This window comes from Streptomyces violascens (assembly GCF_014649955.1).
GTDB classification, from domain to species: domain Bacteria; phylum Actinomycetota; class Actinomycetes; order Streptomycetales; family Streptomycetaceae; genus Streptomyces; species Streptomyces violascens.
In genome coordinates this window covers 279,194-299,566 of sequence record NZ_BMUA01000006.1, presented here as the reverse complement: position 1 = coordinate 299,566, position 20,373 = coordinate 279,194, and the positions used below count along the sequence as shown (strand labels likewise).

Genomic DNA, 20,373 nt, shown 5'->3' with positions numbered 1-20,373 from the left:
CCGATTTGACCGGCACCTAGTCTCATTTCTCGGTGGCGCCACCCAGCACGTTCCACTCCATGGGCCGGAGCCACTGGCGAAACTCGTGGAGCTAGCGAACAGGAGTCACCAGTGCTCAACAAAGTCGTGATCGTGGGTGGCGGAACAGCCGGTTGGATGACGGCCTCGTACCTCAAGGCCGCGTTCGGGGACCGAATAAACGTGACCCTCGTGGAGTCCGGGCACGTCGGCGCGGTCGGCGTGGGCGAGGCCACCTTCAGCGACATCCGGCACTTCTTCGAGTTCCTCGGACTCAAGGAGAAGGACTGGATGCCGGCCTGCAACGCCACGTACAAGCTCGCCGTGCGGTTCGAGAACTGGCGCGAGAAGGGCCACTACTTCTACCACCCCTTCGAGCAGATGCGCTCGGTCAACGGCTTCCCGCTGACCGACTGGTGGCTCCAGCAGGGGCCGACGGACCGGTTCGACAAGGACTGCTTCGTCATGCCCTCGGTCATCGACGCCGGGCTCAGCCCGCGCCGCCTCGACGGCACGCTCATCGACCAGCCCTTCGACGAGGGCGCGGACGAGATGCAGGGCCTGACGATGTCCGAGCACCAGGGCAAGACCCAGTTCCCCTACGCGTACCAGTTCGAGGCCGCGCTGCTCGCCAAGTACTTGACGAAGTACTCGGTGGAACGTGGCGTCAAGCACATCGTCGACGACGTGCAGCAGGTCAACCTGGACGACCGCGGCTGGATCAGCGGCGTCACCACCGCCGAGCACGGCGACATCAGCGGCGACCTCTACATCGACTGCACCGGATTCCGCGCGCTGCTCATCAACAAGGCGCTCGACGAGCCGTTCATCTCCTACGCGGACACGCTGCCCAACGACAGCGCGGTCGCCCTCCAGGTCCCGATGGACATGGAGAAGCGCGGCATCATGCCCTGCACCACCGCCACCGCCCAGGACGCCGGCTGGATCTGGACGATTCCGCTGATGGGCCGGGTCGGCACCGGCTACGTCTACGCCAAGGACTACCTCTCGCCCGAGGACGCCGAGCGCACCCTGCGCGAGTTCGTCGGCCCGGCGGCGGCCGACGTCAATGCCAACCACATCAAGATGCGGATCGGCCGCAGCCGCAATTCGTGGGTCAACAACTGTGTGGCCGTCGGACTTTCCAGCGGATTCGTCGAGCCGCTCGAATCCACCGGAATCTTCTTCATTCACCACGCCATCGAGCAGATTGCGAAGAACTTCCCGAACGAGGACTGGAACCCCAACCAGCGCGTCCTCTACAACCGGTCCATCGCCCATGTCATGGACGGAATCCGCGAATTCCTGGTCCTGCACTACGTCGCGGCCAAGCGGCAGGACACCCAGTACTGGCGCGACACCAAGACCCGGGCCATTCCCGACTCGCTCGCCGAGCGCCTGGAGATGTGGAAGACCCAGGTTCCCGACTCCGAGAGCATTTTCCCGTACTATCACGGTCTTCCCGCCTACTCGTACATGTGCGTTCTGCTCGGTATGGGCGGAATCGAGATGAAGCCTTCGCCCGCGCTCGCGCTGTCCGATCCTGCCGCCGCCGAGCGGGAGTTCGCGGCGATCCGCGACAAGACCCGCCGGTTGACCGAGACGCTGCCCAAGGCGTACGAATACTTCGCCCAGCACCACTGAGCGGGCGACGGGGGAGCGCGAAATGGAAACGCTGAGGCTTTTCGGCGACGCGCCGCGCCTGGCGCACGTAGCGGTGGCGCTCGCCGTCATCCTGCTGATAGCCCTGGCGGGCCGGGCCCTCGCCAGGACGCTGCGCCAGCCCGAGGTCATCGGGGAGATCGTGGTGGGGCTGCTCTCCGGGCCCGCCGTGATCGCCCTGTTCGGGCGGGACACCCTGGACGCGCTGCTGCCGGGCCCCGTGTTCGACGTGGTCAAGCTGGTCTCCCAGGCCGGTCTGGTCCTGTTCCTGGTCGGCCTCGCCCACAAGCTGGGGGCCGACTCCGGCGGGCCGCCGCGCCGCGGCACGCTGTGGGTGGCGGCCGGGGCGCTGGCTCCGCCGCTGGTGACCGGCCTGCTCCTGGCCGGCCTGGTCCTGGTCACCGACGACAGCGCGGCGCGCGGCGGCGCCCCGCTCCCGGCCTTCGTGCTGATGGTCGCGGTGTCGATGTCGATCACCGCCGTACCCGTCATGGCCCGGATCCTGGCGGACCGCGGAATGACCCGATCTGCCGCGGGCCAGACCGCTTTGGCGGCGGCCATCGTCATCGACGCGATCGGCTGGCTGCTGCTCACCCTCGCCATCTCTCTCGGCAAGGGAAGCCTGGAGAGCTCGCTGCACTCGGTCCGGGCGCTCGCGTTCGGCGCGGTGTGCGCCCTTGCCGTCCGGTACGGGCTGCGCACCCAGGCCGCCCGGAACGCCTGCGTGCGAATGCCGCGCACCGCGGCGGTGGTCCTCGGCGCAGCGGCCCTCACGGTCGCGCTGGCCATGGAACACCTCGGGATGACGGCGATCCTCGGCGCGGCCCTGGTCGGCCTGTCGATCCCGGGGGGCGAGAACGCGCCCTGGGAGCGTGCGGTGACCTCGGTCTCGCGGGCCGGGGGCGTCCTTGCCCCGGCGTTCTTCGTGGTCACCGGGATCACCGTGCTCACCGGCTCGTTCTCCGACACCTCGTGGCTGCTGATCGCCTCGGCCGTCGTGCTCGGCTGCGTGGGCAAGGGGCTCGGCGGCTATCTGGGGGCGCGCCGGAGCGGGCGGCCCCCACGGACGGCACGCAGGATCGCCGTCCTCATGAACACCCGCGGACTGACCGAACTCATCGTCCTCCAGGCCGGGTTGAGCTCCGGGATCCTGACCGGACCCGTCGTCCTTGCGCTGATCGTCATGGCGCTGACGACGACGGCCATGACGGGACCGCTCCTGAATCTCCTCGACCGGGGGGAGCGCCGCCTCGGCACCGGGGCGTTTGCCGTAGCGACAGAAAGCAGTGTCCGATGACCGAACGCGCCATGAACGTAGAAGAGGTGGCCGACCCGGCGACGCCCGACCGCTTCCGCGCGATGATGAGCGGTTTCCCCACCGGCGTCGGCGTGGTCACCACCACCGGTCACGACGGGGCGCCGCGCGGCATGACGTGCTCCTCGGTGTGCAGCGTCACGCTCAGCCCGCCCACCCTGCTGGTCTGCCTGCGCGACGGCAGCCCGACCCTCGAAGCGATCCTGGAGCGGGGCACCTTCGCGGTGAACCTGCTGCACGAAGGGGCGCGGGAGACGGCCGAGCTGTTCGCCTCCGGCAACCCGGACCGCTTCCGCATGGTCCCGTGGGAGCAGGAGACGGACGCGGGCGGGCCGCATCTGGTCCGCGACGCGCACACCGTCGCCGACTGCGACGTGTCCGCGGTCCACCGCGTCGGCGATCACGTCACCGTCTTCGGCGAGGTCCGCCTCATCACTGGGCGGCACGGTCTGCCCCCGCTGTTGTACGGGCTGAGGCAGTTCCGCGTCTGGTCCGAACTCTGACGGACCCGCCACCGATCCGAACCGCGCCACAGGTCCGCCCCTGCTCCGAGGGTCGGACCTTCGCGCATGCCCGCTTCGGAGCTTCTCCCTTACTGGAAAAGGGAGTTGGGGGCCGGGGTGAAACAGGGCCGGGCGACACCGGACTGCCGACCCTTACTCTTGACCGCGCGCATCGTCATATGTAAGTCTCAACTTACAGGCTTCGAGTTGTCGGAGAGGGTGAGCCATGACGAGCGACGATCTGCTGGCAGTTCTCGCCGCGGTGGGCCACCGGCAACGGCTCCGCGCCATCGCCGAACTCGCGGGCGGCAGGCTCTACGTCAGCGAGCTGGCCCGCCGCCTGGAGATGTCGAGGCCGCTGCTCTACATGCACCTGGAACGGCTGGAGAAGGCCGAACTGGTCGTGAGCAACCTCGAACTCTCCCCGGACGGCAAGGCGTTGAAGTACTTCGAGCTGGCGCCGTTCGACCTGCACGTCAACCTCGCCACGATCGTCGGGGCCGTCGCCCAGGACACGGAAGGGCCCGTCAACATGAAGAAGGGGACCGCGGCATGACCGGCGCCGTCATCACCATCACCATCACCCTGCTCGTCGTGGGCGGGATCACGGGCAGCGTCGTCGCCTACTTCCGGCTGCTGCGCCATCGCGCCGACGCGGTCGCCATGGCCGAATTCCGCAAACTGGCCGAGGAACTGCCCGGCGTCCAGGAGGCGCTGAGGGTCCAGCTCGGCGCGCTCGACGAGCGGATGAAGTCGATCGAGAACCTTCTGCGGAGCGTCGAGTGATCGCACTCAGGCCCGGCCGCAAACTGCCCCGTGGGCGCGACCCGCTGCGCATGCTCCTCTCCTCCACGCCCTGGCGCGCGACCGGGTACCTGGCCGGCTATCTGGTGGCGGGCCCGGTCCTGTTCGCGGTCGCGGCCCTCGCCGTGGCGCTCGGCCTCGTCTTCATGCAGCTCACCGTCACGGTGGCGCTGACCGTCGGCTCGGCGTGGGTCGTACGCTGCTGCGCCCAGGTCGAGCGGGGGCGCGCCGTACTGGTCGACGAGCCCATTCCGTACGCCTACCGGGAGCCCGGGAAGCCGGGCCTCGTGGGGCAGTTCAAGGCACGCTGCGGGGACCCGGTGACCTTTCGGGACATCGCCTGCCTGGTGCTGCTGTTCCCCTTCCTGCTGGTGCTGGACCTCCTCGCGCTCGCGGTGTGGCTCGGCCTCCTCGCCGGCGTCACGCTGCCGCTGTGGTTCTGGAGCATCGACTCCCCGAAGAGCGACGGGGGACGGGGCACCGGCCCATGGCTGGGCGGACCCGGGCACGGCGCCCCAGGCGTGCGGATCGACAACTGGCCCGCAGCCCTGATCACCGCGGCCCTCTGCCTCGCGCTCCTCCTGTACGCCGCCTACCTCGTGGTCGCGGCGGCCCGGCTGCACCTGACCGTCGCCCACACGCTGCTCCGCCCGCCCCCGGACCCGCTCGCGCGGGCCAAGCGGATCCTCACCGAGCCCGGCCCCCTGGCGCTCGTATCCCATGGCCCGCTGCCCGGGCTCACCCTCAGCGAAGGACACAGTTCATGACGGGGACGCCGAACCCTCAGTACGGACAGGACGTCGTACGGCTCGAATCCGTACGCAAGGTCTACGGCGGGTCCAAGAACCGCGTGGCCGCGCTCGACGGCGTGACCCTCGGTCTGCCGCGCGGCACGTTCACCGCGGTGATGGGACCCTCCGGCTCCGGCAAGTCCACCTTCCTGCACTGCGCGGCCGGGCTCGACCGGCCGACCTCGGGGACGGTGCTGCTCGACGGTGTGGACCTCTCGCCCCTGAAGGAGCGCGAGCTGACCAAGCTGCGCCGCGAACGGGTCGGTTTCATCTTCCAGGCGTTCAACCTCCTTCCCGCCCTGAGCGTGGTCGACAACGTGGGCCTGCCGCTCCGGCTCGCGGGCCACCGGCCCAAGAAGGCCGCGGTGGAGGAGGTCCTGGAGCGTGTCGGCCTCGCGGACAAGAGGGGCAGCCGGCCCGGTGAGCTCTCCGGCGGCCAGCAGCAGCGCGTCGCCATCGCCCGGGCCCTGATCACCAAGCCCGCGGTCGTCTTCGGCGACGAACCGACCGGCGCCCTCGACACCTACGCCGCCCGCGAAGTGCTGACGCTGCTGCGCGAGTCCGTGCGGCAGGCCGGCCAGACCATCGTGATGGTCACCCACGACCCGGTCGCCGCCTCCCACGCCGACCGCGTGCTCTTCCTCGCGGACGGACAGTTCGTCAGCCATCTCGACAGGCCCACCGCCGACCAGGTCGCCGAACGCATGACGAGCCTTGGTGCCTGGGGCCAGGATTCCGCCGCGGTCCGCGCCGGACACGGGGTGCCCCGGTGATCCGCATCGCGCTGCGCACCCTGCGCTTCCACAAGGGCGGCTTCATCGCCTCGTTCATCGCGCTGTTCTTCGGCGCCGCGATCGTGATCGGCTGCGGGGGCCTGTTCGAGACCGGGCTGCGCAGCGCCGCGCCGCCCGGCCGGCTCGGCGCGGCGCCGATCGTCGTCACCGGCGACCAGAACCATCCCGGCACCGGGGGCCAGACCGTCTTCACCGAGCGCGTCCACCTGGACGCCTCCCTCGCCGCCACGATCAAGGCGCTGCCCGGCGTGGCCGACGCCGTGCCCGACCTGTCCTTCGACGCCACCGTGGCGCCGGGCGGCGCCGGGGCCGCGCCGGTCAAAGTCACCGGCCACGGCTGGTCCTCGGCCGGGCTCGCCCCCTACCGGCTCACTGAGGGCAGCGCACCCGCCGGGCCCGGCCAGGTCGTGCTCGGCACGAGGCTCGCCGCGAAGGCCGGACTCGGCCGCGGGCAGCGGATCCAACTCCTGGTCCACGGCGGCGCCAAGGAGCTCACGGTCTCCGGCCTCGCCACAGGAGCCGACGAGAGCGAGAGCCTCTTCCTCTCCGACCAATCGGCCGCACAGGCCGGCGGGCGGCCCGGCAAGCTCGACAACATCGGCGTGCTCACCACGCCCGGAGCCGACCGCGGCCAGGTGGTGGCGGAGATCAGGAAGGCGGTCGTCGGCAGCGCCGTCTCCGTACTGACCGGTGACAAGCGGGGGTGGGCCGAGAACCCGTCCATCGTCACCGACAGCAGCAAACTGGTCACCCTGGCCTCGGTGTTCGGCGGCCTCTCCGCGATGGTCACCGTCTTCGTCGTCGCCAGCACCACCGGGCTCTCGATCCAGCAGCGGCAGCGCGAGATGGCGCTGCTTCGGGCGATCGGGACCACACCCGGCCAGCTGCGCCGGCTCATCCTCGGCGAGACCCTGTTCATCGCCGTCATCGCCACCGGTCTCGCCTGCTACCCCGGCCCGACCGTAGGGAAGTGGCTGCTCGCCGCCTTCGCCCGCGGCGACGTGGTGCCCGACGCCCTGGCGTACCGGGCCGGCTGGATCCCCATGGTGACCGGCGTGGGCACGGCCCTGCTCACCGCGCTCGGCGCGGCCTTCATCTCGGCCCGCGGCGCGGCGCGCACCCGGCCCACCGAAGCCCTCGCCGAAGCCTCCCTCCAGCGCAAGTGGGTCAGCGCCCCGCGGCTGATCTTCGCGCTGCTCTTCCTCGGCGGCGGCACCACGCTCGCTCTGGTCACCGCGAGCATGGCGGGCCCCACGGCGGGCAGCACCGCGACCCCGGCCGCGATGCTGTGGACCGCGGGGTTCGGACTGCTCGGCCCCGGACTCGCCAAGGTGATCGCGGCCGTGCTCCGCCGGCCGCTGCGCGCACTGACCGGACTCGCCGGACGCCTGGCCACCCTCAACGCGAAGGCCCGGATCGGCCGGATGGCCGGAGCGGTGATGCCCGTCATGCTCGCCACCGGACTCGCCACCGCGCTGATCTACCTCCAGACCACCCAGTCCAGCGGCTCCGAGCGGGCGTTCAGCGACAACATGCGGGCCGACCTCGCGGTCACCTCAATCTCCGGGGGGCTTCCGCTGTCCCTGGTGGACACCATCCAGAAGCAGCCCGGCGTCGCTGCGGCCTCCGCCCAGATCTCCAGCCTCGGCTACCTGGAGCCCAAGACCCCGCCCTCTCAGTCCAAGATCGACGAGGGTGACTTCGAGCCCACCGAGATGCCCATGCAGGGCGTCACCGCCGAGGGTGTCACCAGCACCACCGCCTTCCGCGCCACCACCGGCAGCCTGGACGACCTGCATGGCGACAGCGTCGCGCTGCCCGCCTCCGAGGCCGGCGGGTTCAAGCTCGGCGACATGGTTCCGATGCGGCTCGGCGACGGCGCGGAGGTCAGCCTCAAGCTGGTCGCCACCGTGGACGCCCGCCGCGGTTACGAGACCGCGCTGCTCCCGGCCTCGCTCCTGGTCCAGCACACCGACGCCGGTCTGGTCCCGCAGATCACGGTGACCGCCAAGCCCGGGACGGACCCGGCCCTGCTGGAGCAGAACCTGTCGGCGCTGGCCGATACGCACCCCGGACTCGGCGTGCTGCCCCGGGCCACGGTCGGCGCGGTGCACCAGAGCCAGGACGACACCCAGGCCTGGATGGCCTATCTGGTGCTCGGCGTGGTCGTCGGCTACGCGACGATCGCCCTGGTCAACACGCAGGTCCTGGCCACCACCGAGCGGCGCCGCGAGTTCATGCTGCAGCGGCTCATCGGGGCCACCCGGCGGCAGGTGCTGCGCATGATGACGGTGGAGGCGATCCTGGTCGCGGTCGCGGGCCTCGTACTGGGGGTGCTGGTCGCGGGGCTGACCCTGGTGCCGCTGAGCCTGAGCGTGCTCGGCTCGCCCGTCCCGGAGGGCTCACCGTGGATCTTCGCCACGGTGGTGGTCGCCGCCTTCGTCCTGACGCTGGTCACCACCCTGATCTCGGCCGCGCTCGTCCTGCGCAGCCGGCCCGGCGCAGCGGTGGGCCTGAGCGAGTGACGCGGAGCGCGTCACCAACGATGAATCCCCCGGCCACACAAGACCGTGGCCGGGGGATTCGTCGTGCGTGGGGAGGGGGGCGTACGTGGCGGCGGTGCGTCAGTAGGTACAGGGGGCGAGCCGGCCGGCGGGTCGCAGGCGTCGCGTCACGAGGCGGCCCGTGCCACCTGTGCCTGTTGGGGGATGCAGTCCAGGGCATGCCGCCGCATCTCGGACGCCGATCCCTGTGCGGGCACCCGCTCCGCGGTGGAGCGGGCGGGCAGACCGTCCAGGAGGGCAAGGCCGAGCGGGGTCACCGTGTGCAGCACCGTGTTGCGGATCCGGCGGGTGGTGATCAGGCCGGTCTGGCGAAGGACCGTGGTGTGCTGGCTGGCGCCGGCCGCCGAGATGCCGAGCCGGTGGGCCAGCTGGCTCGTCGTGCACGTGGCGCGCAGCACCCGCAGCGCCGCGGCCCGGGTCTGGCCGACCAGCGCGCCGAGGGACTGGGCGCTGTCGTCGGGCTCGTCCCACAGGTTCGCCGTCCGCTGGACGTCCGGCGGCGCGGCGAAGGCAAGGACCAGCTCGCCGCCCTCGCTGCGCTTGCCGGTGAGCTGGGCCGGCCGGTGGTTGAGGAACACCGATGGAGTCAGGACGAGGCCGCGCCGGTCGAGGAAGATGTCCTCGTCGGGCCCGCCGGGAATCTCCAGGACCTGCGCATGCCACCTGATCTTCGGGTGCAGCGTGGCAAGGAGCAGTCCCACGCCGCCGGCCATCACGACCCGTCCGCGCGCCTCGCACTCGACTTGGAGGTACGCCTCCATGTGGTCCCAGTACGGTGCGATCGCGGCCTGCCAGACCTCGGAGAGGCCGGCCGCTTCCCGGTAGGCGGACAACTGGGCCACCAGGGCGTCCTGGCCGGCCTCGTCGGCGGTGTCGCCGCCCAGGATCCCCTGGCTTCCGTTGTGCTCGATCAGGTCCAGGAGGGTCTCGGGATCGTTGACGACGCTGATGCCGCCCGACCGCAGCCGCGGCCAGGACGGCAGCCGTTTGGATACCTGCTTGCGCCAGCGCGCATACGCAGGCGGGACGCCCCGGCCGAGCAGCCCGTACGCGAACGCCGTCTCGATCAGGGGACCGGCGCTCGTCTTCAGTCTCGTCTTGGCTATGTCGACAGCGGTGAAGTGAATTCTTTGCATAACTGCCCCCGTTGATAAGCTCGTTCGCAAGGAAACCGTTCAGGCCGACTGGCCGGTGAGCGTCACGAAGACGTCGTCCAGAGTGGGCCTGCGCAGCGCGAAATCGACCACCTCCACTCCTTCTTCTCGTAGTGCGGTGGCCGCGTTCGCGATGCCGGTCATCCCGTCGCCGAGCGCGATGGAGACCATGCGTCGTTCCAGGTCGACGGAGGGTTCGTCCGCCGACATCCGGCGCAGCGCGGTGACCGCGGCAGACACCTCGTCCGGTCGGGCCACCTCGACTTCGAGGCGCTCGTCACCGACCTTGCGCTTGAGTTCGTCCGGGGTTCCCTCGGCGATCACCCGGCCCGTGTCGACGACGGCGATTCGGTCGGCCAGGGCGTCCGCCTCGTCCAGGTACTGCGTCGTCAGAAGGACGGTCACGCCGTCCGCCACGAGTTCGCGGACCGCCGTCCACAACGCCATCCGGCTGACCGGATCGAGGCCCGTGGTGGGCTCGTCGAGGAAGAGCACCGACGGTGTGGTGACCAGGCAGACCGCCAGGTCGAGGCGGCGGCGCATGCCGCCCGAGTAGGTGTGGGCGGGACGGTCCGCCGCTTCGGTGAGATCAAATCGGGAGAGCAGCCGGGTGGCGTGCTCGCGCGCCGCCCGCCTGCCCAGGTGCAGCAGCCTGCCGATGAGGACGAGGTTCTCCCGGCCGGTGAGGAGTTCGTCCACCGCCGCGTACTGGCCGGCGAGACCGATCCGCCGGCGCACCTCGCGCGGCTGGCGCACAATGTCGAACCCCGCCACCTCGGCGCGCCCGCCGTCCGGTTCGCTCAGCGTCGCCAGTGTGCGCACCGTGGTGGTCTTGCCCGCCCCGTTGGGGCCGAGCAGGCCGAACACCGTGCCACTGGGGACAGCGAGGTCGACACCACTGAGCGCCTCGTGCTGCTTGTACCGCTTGCGCAGCCCATCCGCCTGAATCGCCATGCTCACTGTTGTTCCTCCGGCCTGCGGGCGAACCGACGGATACTCAAGAAACCTGTGCTCCGGCGGCCTCGCGCAGGGTGCGCGGCCGCATATCGGTCCAGTGCTCCTCGACGTAGGCGAGGGCGGCGTCGCGGGAGCCTTCGGCAAGTGCCACCGTCCAGCCGGCGGGCTGCTCGGCGAAGGCGGGCCAGAGGGAGTGCTGGCCTTCGTCGTTCACCAGTACGAGGAAGGTTCCATCCTGGTCATCAAAAGGATTCGACACGTCGCGAACTCCGGTATCCGAGTGGTATAGAGGCACGGGCCCGACGGCCCGTGCCTGCATGCTTCCGGCGCCCGCTGACGCGGAGCTGACAGCCCCGCGCGACGGTCAGTCCACGCTGCGCAGCAGGCTCTCGACCGACTTGACGCGGTCGTTGAGCTCGGCCACCTGACCTTGCAGAACCCCTTGGTTGGCGACGGCTTCCTCGGCGAGCCTGCGGTACTCGGCCATGGCGACGGCGTCGGCGCGGTGGCGCTGCAGTCTGAAGTACGCGACCACGCTCGCAGTGATGCCGCCGATGACGATCAAGACGATGGCAATTGCGATGACAGCGCCGGTCATGTGGGCTTCCCCTTAGGTTCGTCGAGCCTCTTTACCCGTGGCTTCAAGGATCGTATCCAGGTTCCGGGATCGGCCAGTCACCTGTCGGCGGTTGTCGGCCGAGGTGGGGCCGTGCCCGGGGCGAGAAGACCGACAGCCCGCCCTTCCCCCTTCTGGCGGAGGGAACGGGACGGGCTGTTGGCACGGTCCGTCGGCGGAGAGAAAAGACGCCGACTCGAAAGCGCGGGCCGTGGCTGAAAGATGATCCGCTGGTGACGAGGCCCGGGCGCGAGCGCCCTGGCGGGCCGCAGCTCAGCCGCAGCCGCCCGCGTGCGCGTCCTCGACCGACCGGCCGAGGGCCACCGCGGTCGACGGCTCCACGAGGGTGAGCGCCGGAGCCTTGCTCGCCCCGAGGTGGGCGACGAAGTCGTCGAGCCGGTCCAGACCCCAGAAGCGGGTGTATCCGTGCACGAAGAACGGCACGCCGAACACGCCGTCCTTGCACACCTCCAGCAGGATCCGCACGCCTTCGGCGCGCAGGTCCGCGTCGTCACTGGCGTCCGCGATCAGACCCCGGTCGATGCCGAGCTTCTCGCCGATGTCGCCGATCACCTCGCGGTCGCAGATGTTGAGCCCCGCGCCGAACCGGGCCTCGTACACCGCGCTGATGTACTCGTGGCCGAGGCCGTGCTCCTGGGCGACCAGATAGCCCAGGTGCGGGACCTCCCACACCGGGGCGCGGTCGACCGGCCAGGTCACCGTGATGCCCCGGGCCTTGGTGAGCCGGCCGACGTCCTGCAGGACGTACCGGTTCTTCTCGCGCGACATCTCCGAGTACGGGAACTGGCCGCCCCGCTCGGCGAGTTCGCGGCTGCTCTCCGGGTCCGGCTCGAAGAACGGGAGCCACTCCAGCCGCCCGGCCAGGTCCCGGTGCCGGCTCATCAGCTCGCGGTAGGCGAGCCAGGAATAGGGGCTGCGCAGGCTGAAGTAGAACCGCGGCGTCTTGCTCTTCCTGTCGGCTGCGGGCATGGGTGATGTGCTCCTGACTCTCGGGGCTCGGGGCTCGGGGCTGGGGGGTGGGGGGCGGGGGGTGGGGGAGTGGCTCAGACGACGAGGCCGCCGTCGACCCCGAAGACCTGGCCCGTGATGTACGAGGCCCGGTCGGAGGCGAGGAACGACACCAGGTCGGCGACCTCGTCGGGGCGGCCGAAGCGACCGAGCGGAACGCGCTCCGTCATCTTGCGGGTGTGCTCCTCGGTCAGCGCGGAGAGCATGTCGGTCTCGATGAAGCCCGGCGCGACCGCGTTGGCGCGGATGCCGTAGCGACCGGACTCCTTGGCAAGGGCCTTGGTGAAGCCGATGATCCCGGCCTTGGTCGCCGAGTAGTTGGTCTGCGTGGCGTTGCCGTACACGCCCGCGACCGAGGACAGCGTGACGATCGATCCGGCGCGGCGCTTCATCATCGAGAAGACCGCCGCCTTGCACACGTTGTAGGTGCCGTCGAGGTTGACCCGGAGCACCGCGTCCCAGTCCGCCTCGGCCAGCATCACCAGCGGGTTGTCGCGCACGATGCCCGCGCAGGAGACCACGGTGTGCAGCGGGCCGAGCGCCTTCTCGCTGTCGCGCACGAAGTCGCGCACGTCGCCGTGCCCGGCGACGTCGACCTGCGCCGCGTACACCCGGGCCCCGGCGGCGGTCGCCTCGGCGGCCACCGCGTCGGCGGCCTCCTTGTTGGACTGGTAGCAGAAGGCCACGTCGTAGCCGTCGCCGGCGAGCCGGGTCACGACGTGGCGGCCGATCCCCCGGGAGCCCCCGGTCACCAGCGCGACGCGTCGTTCGCTTGCGGACATGCGCGTTTTCCTCTCCAGGGGTACGGCTCGACTGCCGTACGGATTCAGGGAGTTGGGCTCGCTCGCGAGAGGTGCGGCACGGGTTGCCGTGCCGCACCTCTCGATCGCCCGGTTCCTCAGGCGCGGGCCGGGCCGCCGAGCACCGCGCAGCCCACCGTTCCGTCCCGGTCGATGCCGGTGACGAGTGCCGCCTCGCCGGGACCGAGCCCCGACTCGCCCGCGGTGGCGAGCACCGCGGCCAGCTGCAGGCTGGTGGAGGCGGCGGAGGTGTCGCCGAGCAGCGGCCGGCAGCGGATCCACCGCGGCCGGGCCGTGCCGAGCGCGTCCTCGATGCCGGCCTCTTCCGGCGCCGCGAGTTCGGCGCCCGCTCCGAGCGGCGCCACCAGGCGGATGTCCTCGGGCGCGACCCCGGCCTTGTCCAGGGCGCTGCCCACGCACTCGGCCAGCGTCTTCTGGGCGTCGGCGCGATCGGCGTACGCCCGGAAGCGGGTGGCCAGGACGCGGGCGAGCGGTGTGCGGCCCGCCTCGCGGGCGTCGGCGACGGTCTCCATCAGGAAGACGGCGCCGCCCTCGCCGAGCGGCGACTCCCGCTCCTCCACGCCGCGGCCGTGCCACTCCAGCCAGGCGCGCTGCGTGGAGTACTCCTCGGCCGCCCCGCACAGCACCCGCGCGCAGTGGCCGCCGCGGTGCAGCCGCACCGCGTAGCTCAGGGCGAGCAGACCGGTCAGCCAGCCGCCCGCGACCGTGGTGTTGGGGCCCTTGATGCCGTGCCAGATCGCGCTCTGGCCGGCCGCCCGGTTCATCACGGTGTTCGGGAAGCGGGCCGGGTCGACGTGGTATGGACGCTCGCCGACGAGGGAGTCCCGGGTGAAGTCCATGATGCTCTGGACGCTGCCCGAGCCGGTGCCGAGCACCAGGCCGATCTGCTCGGGGTGCGCGGTCAGCTCGTCGCCGCACGAGGCGAGGAGCCTGCCGACCGCGGTGACCGCGATCGCCGTCACCCGGTCCATGGTGCGGGTGCCCTTCTTGCCCACGTACTCGGCGGCCGTGAAGTCGGGCACCAGGCCGCACCGGTCGAAGGGGCCGGGCCAGGCGGCCCGGTCGAGCTCGCCGACCGCGCTCGTGCCGGCGCCGATCCCGGCGCTGAAGGGGGCGCTGCCCACACCGTACGGGGAGACCACCGACCAGGCGGAGAGGACCAGTTCGGACATCACTCGGCCTCCCGGTACCGGCCCAGGACGAGCACGGCGTTGTTGCCCGCGAACGCGAGCGCGTTGTTCTGGACCACGTTGAGCTCGGCGGGCCGCGCCTCGTTGGGCACGCAGTCAAGGCCGCACTCGGGGTCGGTCTCGCGGTGGTTGATCGTCGGCGGGATGAAGCCCTCGGTCAGGGCAAGGGCGCAGGCCGCCGAGGCCAGCGCGCTCGCGGCGCCCATCGAGTGGCCGATCATCGACTTGATGGAGATGGTGGGCGGCGGCGTGGCGAACACCTGCCGGATGGCTCCGGCCTCGGTGACGTCGTTGGCGCGGGTGCCGGTGCCGTGCGCGGAGATGAAGTCGATGTCCTCGGGCTTCACCCCGGCGTTGCGGTGCGCGATCTCCATGCACCTCGCCAGGCTGTCCCGGTCGGGGGCGACCGGGTGGTGCGCGTCGCAGTTGAGCCCGTAGCCGAGCACCTCGGCATGGATGCGGGCGCCGCGGGCCAGCGCCGAGTCCAGGCTCTCCATCAGCAGGATTCCGGCGCCCTCGCCGGTGAGGATGCCCTTGCGGTCCTTGTCGAAGGGCTGGCACACCTCGGGGGCGATGGTGCCGAGGCGGTAGAACCCGGCGAACGTCTTGCGGCACACCGCGTCGGCTCCGCCGCACAGCGCCACGTCGACCTCGCCGTCCCGGATGGCGTCGAAGCCGCTGCCGATGGCGTAGTTGCCGGCCGCGCAGGCGGTGGGGATGGTGAGCGCCTCGACGTCGACCAGGCCCAGCTCGCGGATGATGCCGGTCGACAGGCGTCCGGCCTGTGCCCTGCGGGCCACGGTGGGAGCCAACTGGTCGGGCCCGTACTCCAGTTGGACACCCATCAGAGTGTCGAGGTCGCGGGACTCGGCGTCGGTGGTGCCCACCGAGACCAGCGCCCTGCGCCGCCTGAGCTCTTCGGGAGTGAGGCCCGAGTCCGCCACCGCCAGATTGGCGGCGGCGACCGAGAACTGGGTGGCCCGCCCCAGCTCCTCGGGGTCCACCTGGTGGATCCACTCGGCGGGATCGAAGTCGTCGACCTCGCATCCGTTGGCGTGCGCGAAGCCCGTCGTGTCGAAGGCGGTGATCGGCTTGGCGCCGCTGCGCCCGGCCCGCAGCCCCTCCAGGAAGGCCTCGACGCCGAGGCCGATGCTGGTGACCGTGCCGAGTCCGGTGATCACGACCCGGCGCGGCCGCTCGTCGTTGTCGTACAACCTGCGCTCCCCTCACTCGGTCCCGGCGTCTAGAGGGACGCGGCCGCCTTGGCCGCGACGGCCTCGTCGACCACCGTGACGACGCCTTCGAGATTGACCATCCGGGCCAGTTCGGCCTGGTCGATGTCGATCCCGAAGGCGCGCTCGAGCTGGGAGAGGATCTCGATGGCGCCCATCGAGTCCGCCTCGTGGTCCTCCTTGAAGCGGCTCGTGTCGGTCATCTCGGCCTCGTCGATCTCGAGGATGTCGCAGATGATGCCCTTGATCGTGGCACGGCCCTCGGCGTCCACGTGCTTCGTTGTAGTCATGCGGGCGATGGTGCCGAAGGGCCCTGACAGCGAACTGACAGACCCTCAAACGGCCTGCGCCCGCAACGGGAGGAAGCGCTCCAACTCCGGGAATTCCGCCGGGTGTTCCATGATCCAGGACAGATAGCGGGGGATGGACCGCGCGTACTCGCAGTAGTACTGCCGCACGGTGTCCACGAGCCGGCGCAGGGTGTCCCTGGCGACCGTGTCCCGACGCCACACGAGCAGCTGCGCGATGGACTGCGTCTCCCGTATCGGCACCAGGCGTACGTCACCGGTGGCGCCGGTCGCCGTGGTGAGGGCGGCGGCGTCCGCGTCCCTGACCCAGCTCATCGCCTCGTGGTGGCCGTCCGCGTAGTGCACCGCGCCGAGGTCTGTGTAGTTCAGACGGGCGAGCAGCCTCTTCTCGATCTCGTGGAACCAGTGGTCCCGCGAATAGTGGACCCAGTAGAGGGTGGAGAGGTGGGTGCCGTCCACGAAGGTGCGGCCGACCAGCGGATGCCCCCGCGGCACCGCCAGCCAGATCGGCTCCCGGACGATGACCGTGGTCTCCAGGCCGGGCTGGAGCAGGGAGTCCGGCATGTCCGTCGCCGAAGCGGGGACCATCGCGACGGTCAGCGCACCGCGGTGCACGGCGTCGACGGCGGCCGCCGGGGCGAGCGTCTCGGTCTCCACGTCCACGGTGGGCACCGCCGCCTGGATCGCGCCGAGCAGCGTCGGCGGCGTCCACTCGGTGTTGCCGAAACGCAGCGTGACCGTAGAGCTAGCGGCGGCCTCGCTGATCACCTCGTCCGCCTGCTGCACGAGACCGTCCAGCATCGGAATGAGTCGCTTTCCCCGGGGGGTCGGCACGATTCCAGAACTCGACCGGACGAAAAGATCCCCGCCGAGCATTTTCTCTATACGGCGTAATTGGGCGGTCAGGCTGGGCTGTGGAAGATTGAGCCGGACTGCCGCCTTGGATATACTCCCGGCCTCTGCGATGATCGAAACAGCCCGTGCGTGTCTCAGTTCCAGATCCATATTCCTGCAACCTCGTAATTCAATTGGCGCGGCTGAATTGCAATGATGCCCGCTGTCAGAGCGCCCCTCCCTTCCCTCGAATCACTGGTCCAGGCATCGCTGTTCCCTCCCCCCCCCGGCCTTGGCCGGGAGCAGCCGGAACGGCAAGGGCCCCCGGCCCTGTTCCCTCTCCCTGCTATCGGTGCAGCCGACACGCCGAAGCTCTCGACGGCAAGGACCCATTTCGCCGTGGGCTCGCCTTCGAGCGATCGCAGGTAGTCCACTCACGTTAACATTTAAGGCATTGCGGTGCATCAATTCTAAATTCCGTGAAACCTTTGCGGGTAAACCGGACATTATCCGCAATGGGGTGCTCGGTGAAGGCCCCGCACGCATGAGCCCGCCTGCCCTTTGGCCCCGGGGTTTCCGGGGCCAAAGGGCAGGCGGGCTTACGGGTGCGGAGGCGTTGACGGTACGCGGGGTGTCAGAGTGCCTGGCCGGAACCGAGCAGAGCGCGCCTCGGCAGGCCGAGCACCACGTCCTGCTTCAGGATCGCCTCGTACGCCAGGTGCAGGGCGGGACCTGGCTCCAGGGCCAGGTCGCTGGCGAGCCGTCTGCGAGCGCCGTGGAAGACCTCGAGGGCCTCGGTCTGGCGGCCGTCGCGGTAGAGGGCCAGCATCAGGAGTTCGCTCAGCCGCTCCCGCTCGGAGTGCTCGGCGGCCAGCTGGCGCAGCTCGGACATCGAGACGCGCTCGGCATCGACCGCGAGCTTCGCCATGGTCAGGTCCTCGAACGCGGTGATCCGGCGCTCTTCGAGGCCGACCGCGTGGATCTGGCAGCGCATCCCGTCCCGCGCGTCCATGAGGGCGGCCCCCCGCCACAGGTCGAGGGCCTGCTCCAGCTTGACTATGGCCTCGGCCGGGGCGCGCTGCACCAGATCGGCGCCGGCCTCGGCGAGGGTGAGGAAGCGGTGGGCGTCCACGGTCTCGGCGGGGACGTCGAGGAGGTAGCCGTTGCTGCCGGTGCGGACGATCTCGTCCCCCTTGGCCCCGGTCACCGACTCCAGGAGTTTGCGCAGCCGGCTGATGATGGCCTGCAGGGCGTTGCGCGGGTTGGTCATCGACTGGTCCCCCCACAGCTCGTCCACGAGCTGGTCGAAGAGGACCGGGACCTGGGGAGTCATGGCGAGCAGGGTCAGGACGGCGCTCGCGCGCTTCGACGCCACGGGGGACTGCCGGTCCCCGTCGGACAGAGAAAGCTCACCCAGGACCTTGATTTCCACAGCGGTAACCCCCGTTATCAGCAAGTGTTGATGCCACTGTCGGCCACGTCCGCCAGGCCGGGGAAATATCACTTGCCCTTCGGCCGCAGAGGCCGATGGTATGGCTCCAAAAAAACCCACTAACCGGTTTGCGGGATGGCCTCCATGGATGTGGAGAGAACGTGGGGATACGGCGGAGTGTGTGTCGCTCACGCGGGCCCGAGCGGGCGCTCAGGACACTGACGTGTGGCTGGCATCCAGGGCTCCGCCCGGTGAATTCATTTCGTCGGTGAGTTCCCACCTCCGAGTTTCAGCCAAACCTTAAGGAGGTGGCCCGGGCATTCGGCCCTCCCTAGTGTTCCCCTCCGTGGCGCCACCCACCGGTCACCCGCCGGATCGGCTCCGGGCCTTCGGCGTCCGAACCGGGAAGGACGCCCATATGAACACGCTCGATCAGCTCGTCGAGGGAGCCCGCGCGGACCTGGCCGTACGCCAACAGCAGGTGCCGTTGGCCGAGTTGAGGGAACGCGTGCAGGGCGCCCGGCCCGCTCGGGACTGTGCGGCGCTGCTGCGCGGCACCCAGGGGGTGCGGGTCATCGCGGAGGTGAAGCGGGCCAGCCCCTCCAAGGGCGCGTTCGCCGAGATCGCCGACCCGGCCGCGCTCGCCGCCGACTACCGGGCCGGCGGCGCCGCCGCGATCAGCGTGCTCACCGAACGGCGCCGCTTCGGCGGCTCGCTCGCCGACCTGGACGCGGTGGCGGCCCGGGTCGATGTGCCGCTACTGCGCAAGGACTTCGTCGTCGACCCGTACCAGGTGTGGGAGGCGCGGGCGCACGGCGCGGAGCTCGTGCTGCTCATCGTCGCCGCGCTCGATCAGCCCCTGCTCGCCGATCTGCACGCGCTGGCCGTCGGGATCGGGCTCACCCCGCTCGTCGAGACGCACAGCGAGGAGGAGGTGGAGCGGGCGCTGCGGGCCGGGGCCCGGGTCGTCGGGGTCAACGCCCGCGACCTGCGCACCCTCGAAGTCGACCGCGCCACCTTCGCGCGCCTCGCCCCCGGAATCCCCGAAGGCGTGGTGCGCATCGCCGAGTCCGGCGTGCGCGGCCCCGGGGACGTCATCGCGTACGCCGCCCATGGGGCCGATGCCGTACTGGTCGGCGAGGCGGTGGTGACCGGCGGCAGCCCGGCGGCCGCCGTCGCGGCCCTGGTCGAGGCGGGCCGCGGCGCGCCCGCCTCGACCTGAGCGTTCAGCCGCCCTGGGCCGCGTACTTGGCGGTGACCGTCGTCCAGCGTTCCAGGACGGCGGCCGCGGCCCCCGAGTCGATCGCGTCGCCGGCCCGGGCCACGCCCTCGGCAAGCCGCTCCGCGACGGGCCGCTCGCTGGGGTTCAGGGCCGCGAGACCCGCCGCGGCCGAAAGGAGCACGGCGTCCCTGACCGGACCGCGCGCCCCCGCGAACGTCTCGTGGGCCACCCGCGCGTTGTGCGCCCGGTCCCCGCCGCGCAGGGCGTCGGGGGACGCGTACCCGATGCCGATGTCGCGCGGGTCGAACGACTCGGTCCGTACCTCGGACCCGATGACCGACCAGACCGTGGAGGTAGTGGTGACCGTCAGTTCGTCCATCCCGTCGTCGCCCCGGAACACAAGCGCCGACACCCCGCGGCGGGCCAGCACCTCGGCGAGCAGCGGCGCGAGCCGCCGGTCCGCGACGCCGACCGCCTGCGCTGTGGGGTCGGCCGGGTTGGCGATCGGACCGAGCGCGTTGAAGACGGTACGGACGCCGAGCTCCCGGCGCGGCGCGGCCGCGTGCCGCATCGAGGGGTGGAACACCGAGGCGAAGGCGAAGGTGATGCCGGTCTCCTCGGCGACCGTCGCGACCACCTCCGGCTCCAGGTCGAGGGCCACGCCCAGCTCTTCGAGGACGTCGGCCGAACCGCAGGCGGAGGACGCCGAGCGGTTGCCGTGCTTGACCACCCGGGCGCCCGCGGCGGCCGCCACGACCGCCGACATGGTGGACACGTTGACGCTGTTGGAGCCGTCGCCGCCGGTCCCGACGATGTCGAGGGCGGGCCCGGGCACCCGCAGCGGCACGGCGTGCCGGCGCATGGAGCCCACCAGGCCCTCGATCTCGTCGGCCGTCTCGCCCTTGGCGCGCAGCGCCACCACGAAGGCGGCCAGGCGGGCCGGGCCGACCCCGCCCGACATCACCTGATCCATCGCCCAGGCGGAGTCCTCGGTGGTGAGGTCCCTTCGGTCCAGTAGCGAGTTCAGCAATTCCGGCCAGGTACGACCCTGCGGCTCGGCAGTCACGGGGAATCTCCTTGAACGGCGCCATCGGAAGTATGCACAACCCATTCTGTGAGGCGCGCAA

General features: G+C 70.8%; 21 protein-coding genes and 1 pseudogene. 9 read left to right on the top strand and 13 right to left on the bottom strand.

Annotated elements, in window-relative coordinates; genetic code table 11:
* The first annotated feature begins 111 nt into the window (after nt 1-111).
* The 8 genes from IE206_RS16250 to IE206_RS16215 all read left to right on the top strand — a co-directional run bounded on the left by IE206_RS16250 (nt 112) and on the right by IE206_RS16215 (nt 8,412).
* The gene (locus IE206_RS16250; protein ID WP_189962858.1) at nt 112-1,662 is read left to right on the top strand and encodes a tryptophan halogenase family protein; all 1,551 of its coding nucleotides are present in this window, start codon (nt 112-114) and stop codon (nt 1,660-1,662) included.
* Nucleotides 1,663-1,684: 22 nt separating this feature from the next.
* On the top strand, nt 1,685-2,977 hold the full coding sequence (locus tag IE206_RS16245) for a cation:proton antiporter (RefSeq protein ID WP_189962857.1): 1,293 nt from the start codon (nt 1,685-1,687) through the stop codon (nt 2,975-2,977).
* Nucleotides 2,974-3,498, top strand: a complete 525-nt coding sequence (locus IE206_RS16240; RefSeq protein WP_189962856.1) for a flavin reductase family protein — start codon at nt 2,974-2,976, stop codon at nt 3,496-3,498. Before IE206_RS16245 ends, IE206_RS16240 begins: the two co-directional genes overlap by 4 nt.
* A 226-nt stretch (nt 3,499-3,724) precedes the next feature.
* Nucleotides 3,725-4,054, top strand: coding sequence for an ArsR/SmtB family transcription factor (locus IE206_RS16235; protein ID WP_189962855.1), 330 nt, complete (start codon nt 3,725-3,727; stop codon nt 4,052-4,054).
* Nucleotides 4,051-4,284, top strand: a complete 234-nt coding sequence (locus tag IE206_RS16230; RefSeq protein ID WP_189962854.1) for a hypothetical protein — start codon at nt 4,051-4,053, stop codon at nt 4,282-4,284. Before IE206_RS16235 ends, IE206_RS16230 begins: the two co-directional genes overlap by 4 nt.
* Nucleotides 4,281-5,069: a sensor domain-containing protein gene (locus tag IE206_RS16225; RefSeq protein ID WP_189962853.1), complete on the top strand. Its 789-nt coding sequence runs from the start codon at nt 4,281-4,283 to the stop codon at nt 5,067-5,069. The genes IE206_RS16230 and IE206_RS16225 overlap by 4 nt, the downstream gene beginning before the upstream one ends.
* Nucleotides 5,066-5,866 carry an ABC transporter ATP-binding protein gene (locus IE206_RS16220; protein WP_189962852.1) on the top strand — a complete coding sequence of 267 codons (801 nt, stop codon included), beginning with the start codon at nt 5,066-5,068 and terminating at the stop codon, nt 5,864-5,866. The genes IE206_RS16225 and IE206_RS16220 overlap by 4 nt, the downstream gene beginning before the upstream one ends.
* Nucleotides 5,863-8,412 carry an FtsX-like permease family protein gene (locus IE206_RS16215; protein ID WP_189962851.1) on the top strand — a complete coding sequence of 850 codons (2,550 nt, stop codon included), beginning with the start codon at nt 5,863-5,865 and terminating at the stop codon, nt 8,410-8,412. Before IE206_RS16220 ends, IE206_RS16215 begins: the two co-directional genes overlap by 4 nt.
* Nucleotides 8,413-8,558: 146 nt before the next feature.
* Here IE206_RS16215 and IE206_RS16210 read toward each other — a convergent pair whose 3' ends face one another.
* The 12 genes and pseudogenes from IE206_RS16210 to IE206_RS16160 all read right to left on the bottom strand — a co-directional run bounded on the left by IE206_RS16210 (nt 8,559) and on the right by IE206_RS16160 (nt 18,024).
* A complete protein-coding gene (locus tag IE206_RS16210) occupies nt 8,559-9,587 on the bottom strand; it encodes an ArsR/SmtB family transcription factor (RefSeq protein ID WP_189962850.1) in 1,029 nt (342 codons plus the stop codon).
* Nucleotides 9,588-9,626: 39 nt separating this feature from the next.
* A complete protein-coding gene (locus IE206_RS16205) occupies nt 9,627-10,559 on the bottom strand; it encodes an ATP-binding cassette domain-containing protein (protein ID WP_189962849.1) in 933 nt (310 codons plus the stop codon).
* Nucleotides 10,560-10,602: 43 nt separating this feature from the next.
* Nucleotides 10,603-10,821: an MbtH family protein gene (locus IE206_RS16200; RefSeq protein WP_226598866.1), complete on the bottom strand. Its 219-nt coding sequence runs from the start codon at nt 10,819-10,821 to the stop codon at nt 10,603-10,605.
* 105 nt (nt 10,822-10,926) lie between these two features.
* On the bottom strand, nt 10,927-11,160 hold the full coding sequence (locus IE206_RS16195) for a hypothetical protein (RefSeq protein ID WP_189962847.1): 234 nt from the start codon (nt 11,158-11,160) through the stop codon (nt 10,927-10,929).
* A 291-nt stretch (nt 11,161-11,451) separates the two neighbouring features.
* Nucleotides 11,452-12,168 (bottom strand): 2-hydroxychromene-2-carboxylate isomerase, encoded by a 717-nt coding sequence (locus IE206_RS16190; RefSeq protein ID WP_189962846.1) that lies wholly within the window; start codon nt 12,166-12,168, stop codon nt 11,452-11,454.
* Between the two features lie 74 nt (nt 12,169-12,242).
* Entirely contained in the window at nt 12,243-12,989 is a 747-nt protein-coding gene (fabG, locus tag IE206_RS16185; protein ID WP_189962845.1) for a 3-oxoacyl-[acyl-carrier-protein] reductase, read from the bottom strand.
* Between the two features lie 116 nt (nt 12,990-13,105).
* The gene (locus IE206_RS16180) at nt 13,106-14,200 is read right to left on the bottom strand and encodes a beta-ketoacyl synthase N-terminal-like domain-containing protein (RefSeq protein ID WP_189962844.1); all 1,095 of its coding nucleotides are present in this window, start codon (nt 14,198-14,200) and stop codon (nt 13,106-13,108) included.
* Entirely contained in the window at nt 14,200-15,432 is a 1,233-nt protein-coding gene (locus tag IE206_RS16175) for a beta-ketoacyl-[acyl-carrier-protein] synthase family protein (protein WP_189962843.1), read from the bottom strand. Before IE206_RS16175 ends, IE206_RS16180 begins: the two co-directional genes overlap by 1 nt.
* 29 nt (nt 15,433-15,461) lie before the next feature.
* Entirely contained in the window at nt 15,462-15,740 is a 279-nt protein-coding gene (locus IE206_RS16170) for an acyl carrier protein (protein WP_189962842.1), read from the bottom strand.
* Between the two features lie 45 nt (nt 15,741-15,785).
* Nucleotides 15,786-16,559 carry a LysR substrate-binding domain-containing protein gene (locus IE206_RS16165; RefSeq protein WP_226598877.1) on the bottom strand — a complete coding sequence of 258 codons (774 nt, stop codon included), beginning with the start codon at nt 16,557-16,559 and terminating at the stop codon, nt 15,786-15,788.
* 24 nt (nt 16,560-16,583) lie between these two features.
* A pseudogene (locus IE206_RS42450) lies at nt 16,584-16,763 on the bottom strand (helix-turn-helix domain-containing protein); the annotation flags it as partial.
* A 463-nt stretch (nt 16,764-17,226) separates the two neighbouring features.
* On the bottom strand, nt 17,227-18,024 hold the full coding sequence (locus IE206_RS16160) for an AfsR/SARP family transcriptional regulator (protein ID WP_226598865.1): 798 nt from the start codon (nt 18,022-18,024) through the stop codon (nt 17,227-17,229).
* A gap of 418 nt (nt 18,025-18,442) precedes the next feature.
* Between IE206_RS16160 and trpC the strand changes: the two genes are divergently transcribed.
* Nucleotides 18,443-19,246: an indole-3-glycerol phosphate synthase TrpC gene (gene trpC / locus IE206_RS16155; protein WP_189962840.1), complete on the top strand. Its 804-nt coding sequence runs from the start codon at nt 18,443-18,445 to the stop codon at nt 19,244-19,246.
* Between the two features lie 4 nt (nt 19,247-19,250).
* Here the strand turns inward: trpC and trpD are convergent, their stop codons facing one another.
* Complete coding sequence (gene trpD / locus IE206_RS16150) at nt 19,251-20,312, bottom strand: anthranilate phosphoribosyltransferase (protein WP_226598864.1); 1,062 nt, start codon at nt 20,310-20,312, stop codon at nt 19,251-19,253.
* Between the last annotated feature and the right edge of the window lie 61 nt (nt 20,313-20,373).

What these genes read in the sequence shown, in the direction of transcription:
- IE206_RS16240 (WP_189962856.1), top strand. Translation starts at nt 2,974, where the DNA reads ATGACCGAACGCGCCATGAACGTAGAAGAGGTGGCCGACCCGGCGACG.
- IE206_RS16210 (WP_189962850.1), bottom strand. Translation starts at nt 9,587, where the DNA reads ATGCAAAGAATTCACTTCACCGCTGTCGACATAGCCAAGACGAGACTG.
- IE206_RS16180 (WP_189962844.1), bottom strand. Translation starts at nt 14,200, where the DNA reads ATGTCCGAACTGGTCCTCTCCGCCTGGTCGGTGGTCTCCCCGTACGGT.
- fabG (WP_189962845.1), bottom strand. Translation starts at nt 12,989, where the DNA reads ATGTCCGCAAGCGAACGACGCGTCGCGCTGGTGACCGGGGGCTCCCGG.
- IE206_RS16235 (WP_189962855.1), top strand. Translation starts at nt 3,725, where the DNA reads ATGACGAGCGACGATCTGCTGGCAGTTCTCGCCGCGGTGGGCCACCGG.
- trpC (WP_189962840.1), top strand. Translation starts at nt 18,443, where the DNA reads ATGAACACGCTCGATCAGCTCGTCGAGGGAGCCCGCGCGGACCTGGCC.
- IE206_RS16190 (WP_189962846.1), bottom strand. Translation starts at nt 12,168, where the DNA reads ATGCCCGCAGCCGACAGGAAGAGCAAGACGCCGCGGTTCTACTTCAGC.
- IE206_RS16245 (WP_189962857.1), top strand. Translation starts at nt 1,685, where the DNA reads ATGGAAACGCTGAGGCTTTTCGGCGACGCGCCGCGCCTGGCGCACGTA.
- IE206_RS16170 (WP_189962842.1), bottom strand. Translation starts at nt 15,740, where the DNA reads ATGACTACAACGAAGCACGTGGACGCCGAGGGCCGTGCCACGATCAAG.
- IE206_RS16220 (WP_189962852.1), top strand. Translation starts at nt 5,066, where the DNA reads ATGACGGGGACGCCGAACCCTCAGTACGGACAGGACGTCGTACGGCTC.
- IE206_RS16205 (WP_189962849.1), bottom strand. Translation starts at nt 10,559, where the DNA reads ATGGCGATTCAGGCGGATGGGCTGCGCAAGCGGTACAAGCAGCACGAG.
- IE206_RS16195 (WP_189962847.1), bottom strand. Translation starts at nt 11,160, where the DNA reads ATGACCGGCGCTGTCATCGCAATTGCCATCGTCTTGATCGTCATCGGC.
- IE206_RS16230 (WP_189962854.1), top strand. Translation starts at nt 4,051, where the DNA reads ATGACCGGCGCCGTCATCACCATCACCATCACCCTGCTCGTCGTGGGC.
- IE206_RS16165 (WP_226598877.1), bottom strand. Translation starts at nt 16,559, where the DNA reads ATGCTGGACGGTCTCGTGCAGCAGGCGGACGAGGTGATCAGCGAGGCC.